This window comes from Peribacillus sp. NJ4 (assembly GCF_030348345.1).
GTDB lineage: Bacteria > Bacillota > Bacilli > Bacillales > DSM-1321 > Peribacillus.
Window position 1 is genome coordinate 464,113 of the sequence record NZ_JAUCFQ010000001.1, and the last position, 13,525, is coordinate 477,637.

13 protein-coding genes are annotated in these 13,525 nt (G+C 42.6%); 11 read left to right on the forward strand and 2 right to left on the reverse strand.

Annotation, left to right across the window (positions count from 1 at the left end; translation table 11 throughout):
* The first annotated feature begins 4 nt into the window (after positions 1–4).
* The 7 genes from QUF94_RS02270 to eno all read left to right on the forward strand — a co-directional run bounded on the left by QUF94_RS02270 (position 5) and on the right by eno (position 7,566).
* Positions 5–256: a glutaredoxin family protein gene (locus tag QUF94_RS02270; RefSeq protein WP_289318269.1), complete on the forward strand. Its 252-nt coding sequence runs from the start codon at positions 5–7 to the stop codon at positions 254–256.
* Between the two features lie 140 nt (positions 257–396).
* The gene (locus tag QUF94_RS02275) at positions 397–1,431 is read left to right on the forward strand and encodes a sugar-binding transcriptional regulator (protein WP_289314428.1); all 1,035 of its coding nucleotides are present in this window, start codon (positions 397–399) and stop codon (positions 1,429–1,431) included.
* Between the two features lie 32 nt (positions 1,432–1,463).
* A complete protein-coding gene (gene gap / locus QUF94_RS02280) occupies positions 1,464–2,471 on the forward strand; it encodes a type I glyceraldehyde-3-phosphate dehydrogenase (RefSeq protein ID WP_289314429.1) in 1,008 nt (335 codons plus the stop codon).
* A gap of 248 nt (positions 2,472–2,719) precedes the next feature.
* On the forward strand, positions 2,720–3,904 hold the full coding sequence (locus QUF94_RS02285) for a phosphoglycerate kinase (RefSeq protein WP_289314430.1): 1,185 nt from the start codon (positions 2,720–2,722) through the stop codon (positions 3,902–3,904).
* A gap of 46 nt (positions 3,905–3,950) precedes the next feature.
* The gene (tpiA, locus tag QUF94_RS02290) at positions 3,951–4,712 is read left to right on the forward strand and encodes a triose-phosphate isomerase (RefSeq protein ID WP_289314431.1); all 762 of its coding nucleotides are present in this window, start codon (positions 3,951–3,953) and stop codon (positions 4,710–4,712) included.
* Positions 4,705–6,240: a 2,3-bisphosphoglycerate-independent phosphoglycerate mutase gene (gene gpmI, locus QUF94_RS02295; protein ID WP_289314432.1), complete on the forward strand. Its 1,536-nt coding sequence runs from the start codon at positions 4,705–4,707 to the stop codon at positions 6,238–6,240. Before tpiA ends, gpmI begins: the two co-directional genes overlap by 8 nt.
* A gap of 30 nt (positions 6,241–6,270) precedes the next feature.
* On the forward strand, positions 6,271–7,566 hold the full coding sequence (eno, locus tag QUF94_RS02300) for a phosphopyruvate hydratase (protein WP_144478107.1): 1,296 nt from the start codon (positions 6,271–6,273) through the stop codon (positions 7,564–7,566).
* 214 nt (positions 7,567–7,780) lie between these two features.
* Here the strand turns inward: eno and QUF94_RS02305 are convergent, their stop codons facing one another.
* Both QUF94_RS02305 and QUF94_RS02310 read right to left on the reverse strand, forming a co-directional pair.
* On the reverse strand, positions 7,781–8,605 hold the full coding sequence (locus tag QUF94_RS02305; RefSeq protein ID WP_289314433.1) for a M15 family metallopeptidase: 825 nt from the start codon (positions 8,603–8,605) through the stop codon (positions 7,781–7,783).
* Between the two features lie 55 nt (positions 8,606–8,660).
* Positions 8,661–9,203, reverse strand: coding sequence for a hypothetical protein (locus tag QUF94_RS02310; RefSeq protein ID WP_289314434.1), 543 nt, complete (start codon positions 9,201–9,203; stop codon positions 8,661–8,663).
* Between the two features lie 176 nt (positions 9,204–9,379).
* Between QUF94_RS02310 and secG the strand changes: the two genes are divergently transcribed.
* The 4 genes from secG to smpB all read left to right on the forward strand — a co-directional run bounded on the left by secG (position 9,380) and on the right by smpB (position 13,428).
* Positions 9,380–9,613 carry a preprotein translocase subunit SecG gene (secG, locus tag QUF94_RS02315; protein WP_061465545.1) on the forward strand — a complete coding sequence of 78 codons (234 nt, stop codon included), beginning with the start codon at positions 9,380–9,382 and terminating at the stop codon, positions 9,611–9,613.
* A 141-nt stretch (positions 9,614–9,754) separates the two neighbouring features.
* Positions 9,755–10,501, forward strand: coding sequence for an alpha/beta hydrolase (locus tag QUF94_RS02320; RefSeq protein ID WP_289314435.1), 747 nt, complete (start codon positions 9,755–9,757; stop codon positions 10,499–10,501).
* 33 nt (positions 10,502–10,534) lie between these two features.
* Entirely contained in the window at positions 10,535–12,892 is a 2,358-nt protein-coding gene (gene rnr, locus QUF94_RS02325; RefSeq protein ID WP_289314436.1) for a ribonuclease R, read from the forward strand.
* A 68-nt stretch (positions 12,893–12,960) separates the two neighbouring features.
* Complete coding sequence (smpB, locus tag QUF94_RS02330) at positions 12,961–13,428, forward strand: SsrA-binding protein SmpB (protein ID WP_057912049.1); 468 nt, start codon at positions 12,961–12,963, stop codon at positions 13,426–13,428.
* Positions 13,429–13,525 lie beyond the last annotated feature (97 nt).

Genomic DNA, 13,525 nt, shown 5'->3' on the forward strand with positions numbered 1-13,525 from the left:
AAGGATGAGTGGTTTGGAATCAAATGCGTTTGTTTTATATAGTCGGGATAAATGTCCATTATGTGATAAGGCCAAGCAGATACTTGAAGAAGTGAAATTTGAGTCAGGCATAGGATATAAGGAAATCGATATCCATACCGATGATGATTTGCTTGAGAAATTCGGCTTGATGATCCCTGTTGTAGAATGGAAAGATGATATCGTTCAATTCGGAAATGTTGATAAATCAGCTCTAAATAGGCTTTTGGAAAAATAATTTTTCAAATCATTTGAAGAAACATTCCGTTCCTGCTAGAATAAAATATGTAGCAGGAATATTTTTTTGTTTTAAGTGGGACAGAAAATGACTACGTGGGACATTATGTGTCCAACTTAACTTTTTTAGGAGTTTTAAATATGCGTACATTACTCGAGGTACAAAGAAAATTATTACCTGATTTCCTTATGGTTATGCAAAAAAGATATGATATCCTGCGTTATATCAAAATGATGCAGCCAGTTGGAAGGCGAAGTCTGGCCGTAAGCCTTAATTTGACAGAGCGGACGCTTAGGAGCGAGGTTGATTTTCTGAAAAGTCAGAACCTGGTTAACATATTCAGTTCTGGCATGTCGCTGACTGATGAAGGGATTGAAATCCTGGATAAGTTAGAAGGAATAATGCGTGAAGTAATGGGTATAGACATAATGGAACGGCAATTGCAGGATTTGTTGCAAGTGGACGAGGTCATTATTGTCTCAGGAAATTGTGACGAGACCCCATGGGTGAAAAAAGAATTGGGTAAAGCTTGTGCAAACCGTATGAAACGAGAATGGAATTCAAAGAATATCATAGCGGTTACGGGTGGATCGACAATGGCCGAAGTGGCTGATTCGCTGTCACCTGATGAAGCATCGAAGAAATTGACATTTGTCCCAGCACGCGGGGGCATTGGTGAAGCGGTGCAGAATCAGGCTAATACGATTGTCGAAAAAATGGCACAGAAGGCGCAGGCCTCATACAGAGTGTTATATGTACCCGATCAATTAAGCGGTGAGGTTTATGCTTCCTTCATGAAGGAACCTGCAATCAAAGAAGTGATTTCCCAAATCAAATCTGCCGATATGATCATTCATGGAATTGGTGACGCCATGGCGATGGCAGAGAGAAGAAATTCTCCGCCAGAAATGTTAAAGAAGCTGTTAGATGGAAATGCTGTAGGAGAAGCATTCGGTTATTATTACGATGAAAACGGAAAAGTTGTTCATAAAGTTTTGACGGTCGGCATCCAGTTAGATGATCTTAGCCCTGAAAAGCGAGTGATAACTGTGGCAGGTGGGAAAACTAAAGCTAAGGCTATCCGCTCTTATATGAAAGGCGCGCCTTCATCAACCGTTTTGATCACGGATGAAGCAGCGGCACAAGAGTTAATTCAGGGGAATTACACCCCTTAATATATTTGTGAACTTTAAAGGAGGAATTTTTCATGGCAGTAAAAGTTGGAATTAATGGTTTTGGACGTATAGGACGTAATGTATTTCGTGCAGCATTGAGTAATCCTGAGGTTGAGATCGTTGCTATTAATGACTTAACGGATGCTAATATGCTAGCGCATCTTCTTCAATACGATACAATTCACGGATCTCTTAATGAAAAAGTAACAGTTGATGGGGATTATCTTGTTGTTGATGGTCTTAAAGTCAAAGTATTGGCTGAACGTGATCCTGCACAATTAGCATGGGGTGAACTAGGAGTAGAAGTAGTTGTAGAATCTACAGGACGTTTCACAAAACGTGCAGATGCAGCTAAGCATTTAGAAGCTGGTGCGAAAAAAGTAATCATCTCTGCTCCTGCATCTGATGAAGATATCACAATCGTCATGGGTGTAAACGAAGACAAATATGATGCAGCAAACCACCATGTTATCTCTAATGCTTCTTGTACAACGAACTGCTTAGCTCCATTTGCTAAAGTGCTTCATGAACAATTCGGAATCAAACGCGGTATGATGACTACTGTTCACTCATATACAAATGATCAGCAAATCCTTGATTTGCCTCATAAAGATTACCGTCGTGCACGTGCAGCTGCTGAGAATATCATTCCTACAACAACTGGGGCAGCAAAAGCTGTTGCACTTGTCCTTCCTGAACTTAAAGGGAAATTGAATGGTATGGCAATGCGCGTACCTACTCCAAACGTGTCTGTTGTCGACCTTGTTGCAGAACTTGAAAAAGACACAACAGTTGAAGAAGTGAATGCAGCATTTAAAAAGGCTTCTGAAGGCGAACTAAAAGGAATTCTTGAGTACAGCGAACTTCCGCTAGTATCAACTGACTATAACGGTAACCCATCTTCTTCTACAATCGATGCCCTTTCAACAATGGTAATGGAAGGAAACATGGTTAAAGTATTATCTTGGTATGATAATGAAACTGGATATTCTAGCCGTGTTGTTGATTTGATCGACTATTTGGCTAAAAAAGGATTGTAATTAGAATAATTAAAAAAACCTCACCAAGGTGAGGTTTTTTTAATCACACCTCTAAAAAAACTTGGCAGAAGATGATATTATTAGTAAGTCATTAATCGGTCAAGCGTTTACATTTCTTGTTTTTGGATAATTTCTTGGAAACCGACTATAATGAAAAAGAGAAAAGGGGAGTTGGGATATTTACCCTCTCCCTTTTTGACTAAAAGAATCAAAAATATGATAACAATATCTAAGGGGGTTCTTGGATTATGAATAAAAAGTCGATTAGAGACATTGAATTAAAGGGGAAACGCGTATTTTGCCGTGTTGATTTCAACGTGCCGATGCAGGACGGGAAGATTTCGGATGATACGAGAATCAAAGCTGCACTTCCGACGATTTCCTATCTGACGGAACAAGGCGCTAAAGTCATTTTAGCCAGTCACCTTGGCCGCCCTAAAGGACAAGTCGTTGAAGAATTGCGTTTAGCTCCTGTTGCGGAAAGACTAAGCGAACTTAGTGGAAAAGATGTGCAAAAGGCTGAAGAAGCTTACGGTGATTCCGTTCAATCAATCATTGATAACATGCAAAATGGCGAGATCCTGTTGTTGGAAAACGTTCGTTTCTATCCAGGAGAAGAGAAGAATGATCAAGAATTGGCGAAGTCATTCGCTGCACTGGCGGATGTATATGTAAATGATGCATTCGGAGCTGCGCATCGTGCACATGCTTCAACTGAAGGAATAGCACACCATCTCCCAGCTGTTGCCGGATTGCTGATGGAAAAAGAACTTTCTGTGCTAGGAAAAGCGTTATCCAACCCGGAACGTCCTTTTACAGCTATAATTGGCGGAGCAAAAGTAAAGGATAAGATAGGCGTTATCGAAAACCTTTTGGAAAATGTCGATCACTTGATCATTGGTGGTGGACTGGGTTATACATTTATTAAAGCGCAAGGTCATGAAATCGGTAATTCTTTATTGGAAGAAGACAAAATAGAATTGGCCAAGTCTTTCATCGAAAGCGCAAAAGAAAAAGGCGTAAAATTGCATTTGCCTATCGATGCAGTCGTAACAGCTGAATTTTCACCTGATGCAGAGACAGAGAATGTCGATATCGATGCTATTCCAAGTGATAAAATGGCTCTGGATATCGGTCCGAAAACAAGTGAATTATTTGCGGATGTAATCAAAGGATCCAAGCTTGTCATATGGAATGGACCAATGGGAGTATTCGAGTTCGATAAATTTGCTAATGGAACGAGAACGGTTGCTGAAGCATTGGCGGAAGCAAAAGATACTTACAGCATTGTAGGCGGAGGGGATTCAGCCGCAGCTGCTGAAAAGTTTGGCTTAGCAGAAAAGATGTCCCATATTTCAACAGGCGGCGGTGCATCTCTTGAGTTCATGGAAGGCAAGGAATTGCCTGGCGTTGTGGCCTTGAACGATAAATAAGCGTAAACCGTTACATATTTCAACTTTAGAAGGGATGAGAAACCAAATGCGTAAACCGATTATTGCAGGAAACTGGAAAATGAATAAAACACTATCTGAGGCGACTGCCTTCCTAGAAGAAGTGAGCAATTTGATTCCGAAGCAAGATTTAATCGATACGGTTGTATGTGCTCCAGCCTTGTTTTTGGATCAACTGGTTCAAGCAGCAAAAGGAACCGATGTGAAAATCGGGGCGCAGAACATGCACTTTGAAGAAAGTGGTGCTTTCACGGGGGAAATCAGCCCGATCGCTTTAGCTGATCTTGGTGTATCCTACGTCATACTTGGTCATTCCGAACGCCGGGAAATGTTCAACGAAACGGATGAAGCCGTTAATAAAAAAGCGCATGCAGCTTTTGCCCACCGGATGACCCCTATCGTTTGTTGCGGTGAAACACTTGAGCAAAGGGAAGCTGGCGAAACGAATGATTTCGTTGGCAGCCAGATTGAAAAAGGCTTAGCTGGATTATCAGACGAACAATTGAAACAAGCCGTCATTGCATATGAGCCGATTTGGGCGATTGGAACAGGAAAATCGTCATCTGCTCAAGATGCAAATGAAGTTTGTGCACATATCCGTTCTGTGGTTGCTGACAAATTTTCAAATGAAGCAGCCGCTGCCATCCGCATCCAATACGGTGGCAGTGTAAAACCTGAGAATATTAAAGAGTACATGGCACAACCTGACATTGACGGTGCGTTGGTAGGCGGGGCTAGCTTGAAAACGGATTCCTTTTTACAATTGCTGGAGGCTGGTCACTATGAGTAAGTCGCCTGTGGCACTTATCATCCTGGACGGTTTTGGCTGCCGTAACGAAGAAGAAGGAAATGCTGTTTTTCATGCAAAAAAACCGAACTTTGACCGTTATTGGGAACAGTATCCGCATTCCCATTTAACTGCAAGCGGGGAAGCGGTCGGCTTGCCTGCCGGTCAAATGGGTAACTCTGAAGTGGGCCATTTGAATATCGGGGCAGGACGGATCGTTTATCAAAGTCTGACCCGTGTTAACCTGGCAATCCGTGAAGGGGAGTTTGCAGAAAACCCAACTTTGGTCGATGCCATGAGCCATACCAAGAAAAAAGGGACGGACCTTCACCTATTCGGTCTTCTTTCAGATGGCGGCGTTCACAGTCATATTGAACATATGTATGCCCTGCTGAAATTGGCCGCTAAAGAAGGAGTTAAAAATGTATATGTACATGCATTTTTAGATGGACGTGATGTCGGACCTAAAACGGCGCAAGGTTATATTAAGGAAGCGGAAGCGAAAATGAAGGAAATCGGTGTTGGTCAGTTCGCGACCATTTCAGGAAGATATTATTCGATGGACCGTGATAAACGCTGGGAGCGTGTGGAGAAATCCTACCGTTCTATGGTGTATGGTGATGGACCTGCTTACCCTTCTGCGATGGAATGTGTTGAGGATTCCTATGAACATGGTATTTTTGACGAATTCGTGATACCTTCAGTCATAACGGCGGAAGATGGTAAACCGGTGGCGACGATTAAAGATGATGATGCCGTCATCTTTTATAACTTCCGTCCAGACCGGGCGATCCAGATTTCAAATACGTTCACGAACGAAGACTTTCGCTCATTTGACCGCGGTCCCGGACATCCGAAGCATCTCCATTTTGTCTGCTTGACACATTTTTCGGAAACAGTTGACGGATATGTTGCTTTTAAGCCGACAAATCTTGATAATACATTAGGGGAAGTACTTTCCCAAAACCAGCTTACCCAGCTTCGTATCGCTGAAACTGAAAAATATCCGCATGTGACGTTTTTCATGAGCGGCGGACGTGAAGAGAAGTTTCCTGGTGAAGAGAGGATTTTAATTAATTCTCCGAAAGTAGCTACATATGATTTACAGCCGGAAATGAGTGCTTATGAAGTGACTGATGCATTGATGGAACAAATTGAGGCTGACCGCTTCGATGCGATCCTCTTGAATTTTGCCAACCCGGACATGGTTGGTCATTCAGGGATGCTTGAGCCTACCATTAAAGCGATTGAAACCGTTGATGAATGCCTAGGCAGGATAGTCGATTTAATCGTCTCAAAAGGCGGTACGGCCATCATTACAGCTGACCATGGGAATGCTGATGAAGTCGTAACGCTCGAAGGCAACCCAATGACAGCCCATACAACGAATCCTGTGCCTGTCATTATCACTAAAAATCAGGTAACATTAAGAACAGGTGGAATCCTAGGCGATTTAGCTCCAACGATGCTTGATTTGCTTGGAGTCGAAAAACCTGTTGAAATGACAGGGAAATCCCTATTATCTAAATAAAATTGTGAATTGGAAAAGGAGAGATTTATAATGCCGTACATCGAACATGTATATGCACGTGAAGTGCTAGATTCCCGTGGTAATCCAACAATAGAAGTAGAAATCCAAACAGAGTCCGGTTACTTCGGACGTGCAATCGTACCATCAGGTGCTTCCACAGGTGAACACGAAGCGGTTGAGCTTCGTGACGGAGATAAATCTCGTTACCTGGGTAAAGGGGTACAAAAAGCAGTTGATAATGTAAATGATATCATTGCTGATGCTGTCATTGGTTTGGATGTAACGAACCAAGCAGGCCTAGACCTAACTATGATTGAATTGGATGGTACTGAAAACAAAGGGAACTTGGGAGCTAATGCAATCCTTGGTGTGTCAATGGCTGCTGCCCATGCCGCTGCGGAATTTTCAGGTTTACCATTGTATCGTTACCTTGGAGGCTTCAATGCGAAACAACTTCCAACTCCAATGATGAACATCATTAACGGCGGATCACATGCCGATAACAATGTTGACTTCCAGGAATTCATGATCCTTCCTGTAGGTGCTCCTAGCTTTAAAGAAGCGGTCCGTATGGGTGCTGAAGTATTCCATGCATTGAAATCAGTCCTTTCTGCTAAAGGCTTGAATACGGCAGTTGGCGATGAAGGTGGCTTTGCGCCAAACCTTGGTTCAAACCGTGAAGCGCTGCAAGTCATCATCGAGGCAATTGAAAAAGCAGGCTATAAAGCAGGCGAAGATATCTACCTTGGTATGGACGTAGCATCATCTGAATTCTATAACAAAGAAACAGGCAAATATGACCTTGCAGGCGAAGGTCGCAATGGCGTTACATCCGAAGAAATGGTTGCTTTCTATGAAGAGCTAGTGAATGAATTCCCTATTCTTTCCATCGAAGACGGCTTGGACGAAAATGACTGGGATGGCCACAAACTTCTAACGGAACGCATTGGTTCTAAAGTTCAATTAGTGGGTGACGATTTATTCGTAACGAACACGAAAAAATTGGCTGAAGGAATCGAAAAAGGGATCGGTAACTCCATCCTGATCAAGGTGAACCAAATTGGTACACTGACTGAAACATTTGATGCAATCGAAATGGCTAAACGCGCAGGCTACACTGCAGTCGTTTCCCACCGTTCAGGTGAAACGGAAGATGCAACGATCGCTGATATCGCCGTTGCAACAAATGCTGGACAAATCAAAACCGGTTCAATGTCACGTACAGACCGTATCGCTAAATACAACCAACTTCTTCGCATCGAAGATCAGCTTGGTGACTTGGCTGTATATGGCGGCTTGAAATCTTTCTATAACTTGAAGAAGTAATTATTTTGAGTTCCGCTTCTGACGAGAAGCGTGCTGATTCAATATCGTAATTTCTTTTCACCTCCTATTCAATGTGGCAATCCACATTCGAATAGGAGGTTTTTTATATTCATGAAGTCTGCGAAAGGGACTGGGAGGGCTGATTAACGTATTTAATCAAACGTTTGATTAATACCAATTCATAAAAAAAAGTGCCGCATCCGGGCACCTTTTTTCATTTATCCGATACAGCTTCCACTGGTACGGCATTATAGTATTCTTCTAATGTACTCTTCGTTTCAAAGATTTCAGTTGCGGCATCGACACCGACATAGCGGATGTGCCATGGTTCGTATTTATAACCTGTGATGTTTTCCTTGCCTTCAGGGTAGCGGATGATAAATCCGTATTCATGTGCATGTTCAGCAAGCCAGGCGGCTTCTTTCGTATCACCGAAGCAGTCTTGGGCGGCACATGCACCATCGTGGGTCGTGACATCAATCGCGAGTCCCGTTTCATGCTCGCTTGTCCCAGGCATTGCACTGTAGGTTTTCGCTTTTTCTTCCCCATCTTTAGCCACATAGTTATTAAAGACCGCGATCTGTGTTTGGTGTGAGCGATAAGCGGAAACGCCGGCAAAGTGCATGTTTTCTTTTTCGGCAGCCTGGAACATTACTTCAAGTGCCTTTCCCGCTTCCTCGCGCATCATTCTTTTATCAATTTTATCTTGAAAGATGAAATCCACTTTTGGGTAGATAAGGTCAGCAGGTTTGTAATCTTCAGGCAGGCTGTATTGTTTATTGACAAGTACAGGAATGCCTTCCGGATGGGCTAATGTCTGAAGGCCAGCCTGTGCAGGTTTAACCGCTTCATCAACTTCCACCTGGCGTTGGGCCGATTCTTTTTCAGCATTATTCTTGTCAGTTTCCGTCTCCGTCTCCGGGGAGCTCGGTTGTTCTTCTTTTTGCTCTTTTTCATCATTGCTGGTCAGATCGAATGAACAGCCGGCCATCAGAATGAAAGATGATAGAGCAGTTGCTGCAAATATAGGTTTTAACATGTGAAAGGCCCCTTGCTTTTAATATAAGATTTCCAATAAAAATAGTTTTGAAAGATTATCGTGATAAGTAATCCCTTGTTAACTCACTTTGATATTTATCAAGAAATAAGCCAATCCAGACGACCATCAACAAAAAAGGATAATCATTACGGACAGCCGTTTCCACGACGGGATCGGACCAAAAGTGTGAAAGGAAACCGGATGACATCCTGATTGTCTCGAATGTGACAAGGGCATGCAGCGATAACCATAGGATCGTAAGGGTATTGGTCCCAAACCCAATGACCGCTGCTATGATGCTCAGCAAGACGGCTGCCGCCCCTATCAGGAGGACATTGAAGTCTGATTGGAAAAAGTCGATACCGCTATTGGAAAGTCCATTATAAATAATAGCAGTAAAATAAACGGTTGTCGTGATATATGCAGCAAATAATAAGTATCGATTTCCGTGATACTTTGCCAGCAGCAATAAAAGCGGTGATAGGATGATTAATAGGATACTCAAAAGATTGCTTCCGCCTGTCCATAAAGAATAGCCGGCAACTGCCGAGAATAGGATGGTCAGGAGATCAAGAATCCGAAGTATGGACTTAAACATGGTGACACCTCTTTCTCTCTTTATGCAAATTATCTCAAACTTTGTATCAAAAAGAAATAAATGACTATGGGTGTTTAGGAATTCTTTCCATTATAGTATAACAAAGATTGTGGATATTTAGTGGGTGTGGTAAAGTTAAAGTAATTGTTTATTGGTTCTTCAGGAGGTGTCATTGCATGCATGCATTTCTCATAACGCTTTTAGTGATTGTCAGTATCGCCCTCATTGTGACGGTATTGCTTCAATCAGGTAAAAGTGCAGGTTTATCAGGTGCGATTGCCGGCGGTGCCGAGCAGCTATTCGGAAAGCAAAAGGCACGCGGTTTGGACCTTGTTTTACATCGCGCAACGGTAGTATTAGCCATTTTATTCTTTGCTTTAACTTTACTTGTTGCATTCTTTGATGTGTAATGGATCAAAAATGAGTCTAGCTAAATAGCTAGGCTTTTTTCTTTGCACAATAGTTGCATGAATAGATATAGTGATTTTAGTACTTAATTATAGGATAGGGAATTTTTTTGGATTCTATTTACCGATAAAGGAGTTAAAATCATGAAAATCAAACTGCAGCAGCCCTTTACTTTTAAAGGCGGAAAAAGAGCTGTCTTACTTTTACATGGATTTACAGGGAATTCCGCAGATGTGCGGATGCTTGGCCGTTACTTGGAGAAACAGGGATACACCTGCCATGCCCCGCACTATAAAGGACATGGCGTTCCGCCGGAGGAGTTAGTGAAAACGGGTCCTTCAGATTGGTGGAAAGATGTCATGATGGCCTATGATTTTCTTAAAAGCGAAGGCCATGAAGAAATTGCTGTTGCCGGACTCTCATTAGGAGGCGTATTTTCTCTTAAATTAGGTTACACTGTACCTATAAAGGGTATCGTAACAATGTGTGCGCCTATGTATATCAAAAGTGAAGAAATGATGTATAAAGGAGTATTGGAGTACGCCAGAGAATTTAAGAAGTATGAAGGGAAAACTCAAGACCAAATTGAGCTTGAAATGGACCTCCTTGCCGATAAACCCATGAATACATTGAAAGCCCTTCAGGAATTGATAACTGATGTACGCGAGCACGTCGATCTTATTTACGCGCCGACATTTGTCGTGCAGGGTCGGCATGATGATGTTATCAATCCAAAAAGTGCCGATATTATTATTGACGCCATTGAATCACCAGTAAAAAAAATCAAGTGGTATGAAGAATCCGGTCATGTCATAACTCTTGATAAAGAACGAAACCAGTTGCATGAAGATGTATTTGAATTTTTAGAAAGTCTGGATTGGTCCGAATAACAAAATTATCATACCCTGAATAGGAGGGTTTTCATGGAAGATAACATTCAAGAACATATTAATAAGCTTCTTACGTACATGACGGATGAAGCATATAAGCCATTAACCGTACAGGAACTTGAAGAGGCTTTGAAAATAGAAGACTCGGCAGATTTCAAGAATTTCGTTAAGGCTCTAGTTAAAATGGAAGAAAAGGGACTGGTGGTCAGAACGAGAAGCAATCGTTACGGCCTGCCGCAAAAAATGAATTTGTTCCGCGGTAAATTAACGGGGCATGCAAAGGGATTCGCTTTTGTGACACCAGAAGATAACCCAGGCATGGATGATATTTTCATTCCGCCGAATGAAACGGGTACAGCGATGCATGGAGATGTCGTCATGGTACGCGTATCTTCGGAAACATCCGGCTCAAGACAAGAAGGCACGGTCATCAGAATACTTGAACGTGGCATTACACAAGTGGTCGGTACATACTCTGAAAGTAAAAGTTTTGGTTTCGTCATCCCAGATGATAAAAAGATTGCAAACGATATCTTCATTCCACAACATGCTTCCCATGGAGCGGTAGAGGGCCATAAGGTTGTCGTCAAGCTGACTTCTTATCCTGAAGGACGCGTAAGTGCTGAAGGCGAAGTCATTGAGATTCTTGGGCATAAGAATGACCCTGGTGTAGATATTCTTTCAGTGATCCATAAGTATGGTTTGCCGATGGAATTCCCGGATGACGTCATGGAGCAAGCCAATGCCGTTTCGGATACCATTCAAGAAAGTGAAATTGGCAGCCGCAGGGATTTGCGGAATGATGTTTTGGTCACGATTGATGGGGCGGATGCAAAGGATCTGGATGATGCCGTCACTGTTTCCAAACTTGAAAATGGCAACTATAAACTGGGTGTGCATATTGCTGATGTCAGCCACTATGTAACGGAAGGCTCTCCAATCGATAAGGAAGCCTTAGAAAGAGGGACGAGCGTTTATTTGGTGGACAGGGTAATTCCGATGATCCCGCATCGTTTATCGAATGGCATTTGTTCCTTGAACCCGCAAGTGGATCGTTTTACACTCTCTTGTGAAATGGAAATCACGCCAAATGGTGAAGTCGTCAACCATGAAATTTTTGAAAGTGTCATTAAGACGACGGAACGTATGACATATGGCAATGTGAACAAAATCCTTGTGGATAAAGATGAAGAACAACTCGAACGCTATGAAGCTTTGGTTCCGATGTTCCAGGACATGGAGAAGTTAGCGGCCATCCTTCGTAAAAACCGGATGAACCGCGGTGCAATCGACTTTGATTTTAATGAAGCGAAAGTTATCGTTGATGAAGAGGGACATCCGACTGATGTGGTTTTACGTGAAAGGTCGGTTGCGGAAAAGCTGATTGAAGAGTTCATGCTTGCGGCTAACGAAACCGTTGCAGAGCATTTCCATCGTCTTGATGTACCGTTCATTTACCGTATCCATGAAGATCCCAAGCCGGAAAAACTGCAGCGTTTCTTTGAATTCATTACGAACTTCGGATATATTGTTCGGGGATCGGCCAATGACGTTCATCCTAAGGCGCTACAGGAAATCATTGAGGCAGTTGCCGGTAAACCGGAAGAAACGGTCATATCCACCGTCATGCTTCGTTCCATGCAACAAGCGAAATATGATCCGGAGAGCCTAGGCCACTTTGGTTTATCAGCTGAGTTTTATACACATTTCACATCACCGATTCGCCGGTACCCAGATTTGATCGTACACAGGTTGATCAGGACCTACTTGGTGGAAGGTAAAATCGATGAAGCCACGAAGGAGAAATGGAATGCCATTTTACCTGAGATTGCCGATCATACATCGAAACGTGAACGTCGCTCAGTCGATGCCGAACGGGAAACGGATGATTTGAAGAAAGCGGAATATATGCTTGATAAAATCGGAGAAGAATATACTGGGATCATTGGTTCCGTTACGAATTTCGGGATGTTCGTCGAGTTGCCGAATACCATTGAAGGTCTTGTCCATGTCAGCTTCATGACGGATGATTATTACCGCTTTGATGAGCGTCAGCTTGCAATGATCGGGGAACGTACCGGTAATGTGTTCCGGATTGGCGATGAGATCGACGTACGTGTTTCCAACGTCAATAAAGAGGAACGCGCCATCGATTTTGAAATTATCGGCATGAAGGTAAGCCGTCCGCGTCCATCTGGCGAGAAGAAAATATTCAAAGCCAATTCAGGTGAACGTAAACGTAGCCGCGGTGGCAATGGGGGACGTAACGAAGGAAAAGGCGGCGGCCGTAATGGAAATGCGCCTTCTTCCGAGAAAAAATCGAAAAAGAAGAAAAAATTCTTTGAAAATGCGCCGGCTGCCAAGCGCAAGAGAAAACCAAAAAAGAGATAAAGATTGAGGCGGGGGGATGATCATTTCATCCTCTCTCCGCGATTGGATGTAAAAAAGGGGAGAGTTAGATGCCAAAAGGCTCAGGTAAACAACTAGCACAAAATAAAAAAGCTTATCATGATTTCTTTATTGAACAAACATTTGAAGCAGGTATCGTTTTGAAAGGGACGGAAATCAAGGCAATCCGTGCCGCCCGAGTGAATTTGAAGGATGCCTTCGCTAAAATAGAAAATGGTGAAATCTATCTTCATAATATGCATGTAAGTCCTTATGAGCAGGGAAACCAGTTTAACCATGACCCGTTGCGGACACGGAAGCTACTTTTGCATAAGAAAGAAATCAGTAAACTGATCGGTGAAACCAAGGAAACAGGTTACACCATCGTCCCGTTGAAAATGTATTTAAAGAATGGCTTTGCCAAAGTTTTAATCGGACTTGGAAAAGGGAAGAAACAATATGACAAGCGTGATGACCTGAAGAAGAAGGAAGCGAAGCGTGATATTGAACGTGCTTTCCGTGATCGTCAGAAGATGTAAAACTGCCAAGACCTTACAATTGATTTTTTGAACCAATCTGTTATAATTAAACCTGTACCGATGACAATTGAATATCAGCCAACTTGCTGACTATTCT

What these genes read in the sequence shown, in the direction of transcription:
- QUF94_RS02270 (WP_289318269.1), top strand. Translation starts at nt 5, where the DNA reads ATGAGTGGTTTGGAATCAAATGCGTTTGTTTTATATAGTCGGGATAAA.
- QUF94_RS02275 (WP_289314428.1), top strand. Translation starts at nt 397, where the DNA reads ATGCGTACATTACTCGAGGTACAAAGAAAATTATTACCTGATTTCCTT.
- gap (WP_289314429.1), top strand. Translation starts at nt 1,464, where the DNA reads ATGGCAGTAAAAGTTGGAATTAATGGTTTTGGACGTATAGGACGTAAT.
- QUF94_RS02285 (WP_289314430.1), top strand. Translation starts at nt 2,720, where the DNA reads ATGAATAAAAAGTCGATTAGAGACATTGAATTAAAGGGGAAACGCGTA.
- tpiA (WP_289314431.1), top strand. Translation starts at nt 3,951, where the DNA reads ATGCGTAAACCGATTATTGCAGGAAACTGGAAAATGAATAAAACACTA.
- gpmI (WP_289314432.1), top strand. Translation starts at nt 4,705, where the DNA reads ATGAGTAAGTCGCCTGTGGCACTTATCATCCTGGACGGTTTTGGCTGC.
- eno (WP_144478107.1), top strand. Translation starts at nt 6,271, where the DNA reads ATGCCGTACATCGAACATGTATATGCACGTGAAGTGCTAGATTCCCGT.
- QUF94_RS02305 (WP_289314433.1), bottom strand. Translation starts at nt 8,605, where the DNA reads ATGTTAAAACCTATATTTGCAGCAACTGCTCTATCATCTTTCATTCTG.
- QUF94_RS02310 (WP_289314434.1), bottom strand. Translation starts at nt 9,203, where the DNA reads ATGTTTAAGTCCATACTTCGGATTCTTGATCTCCTGACCATCCTATTC.
- secG (WP_061465545.1), top strand. Translation starts at nt 9,380, where the DNA reads ATGCATGCATTTCTCATAACGCTTTTAGTGATTGTCAGTATCGCCCTC.
- QUF94_RS02320 (WP_289314435.1), top strand. Translation starts at nt 9,755, where the DNA reads ATGAAAATCAAACTGCAGCAGCCCTTTACTTTTAAAGGCGGAAAAAGA.
- rnr (WP_289314436.1), top strand. Translation starts at nt 10,535, where the DNA reads ATGGAAGATAACATTCAAGAACATATTAATAAGCTTCTTACGTACATG.
- smpB (WP_057912049.1), top strand. Translation starts at nt 12,961, where the DNA reads ATGCCAAAAGGCTCAGGTAAACAACTAGCACAAAATAAAAAAGCTTAT.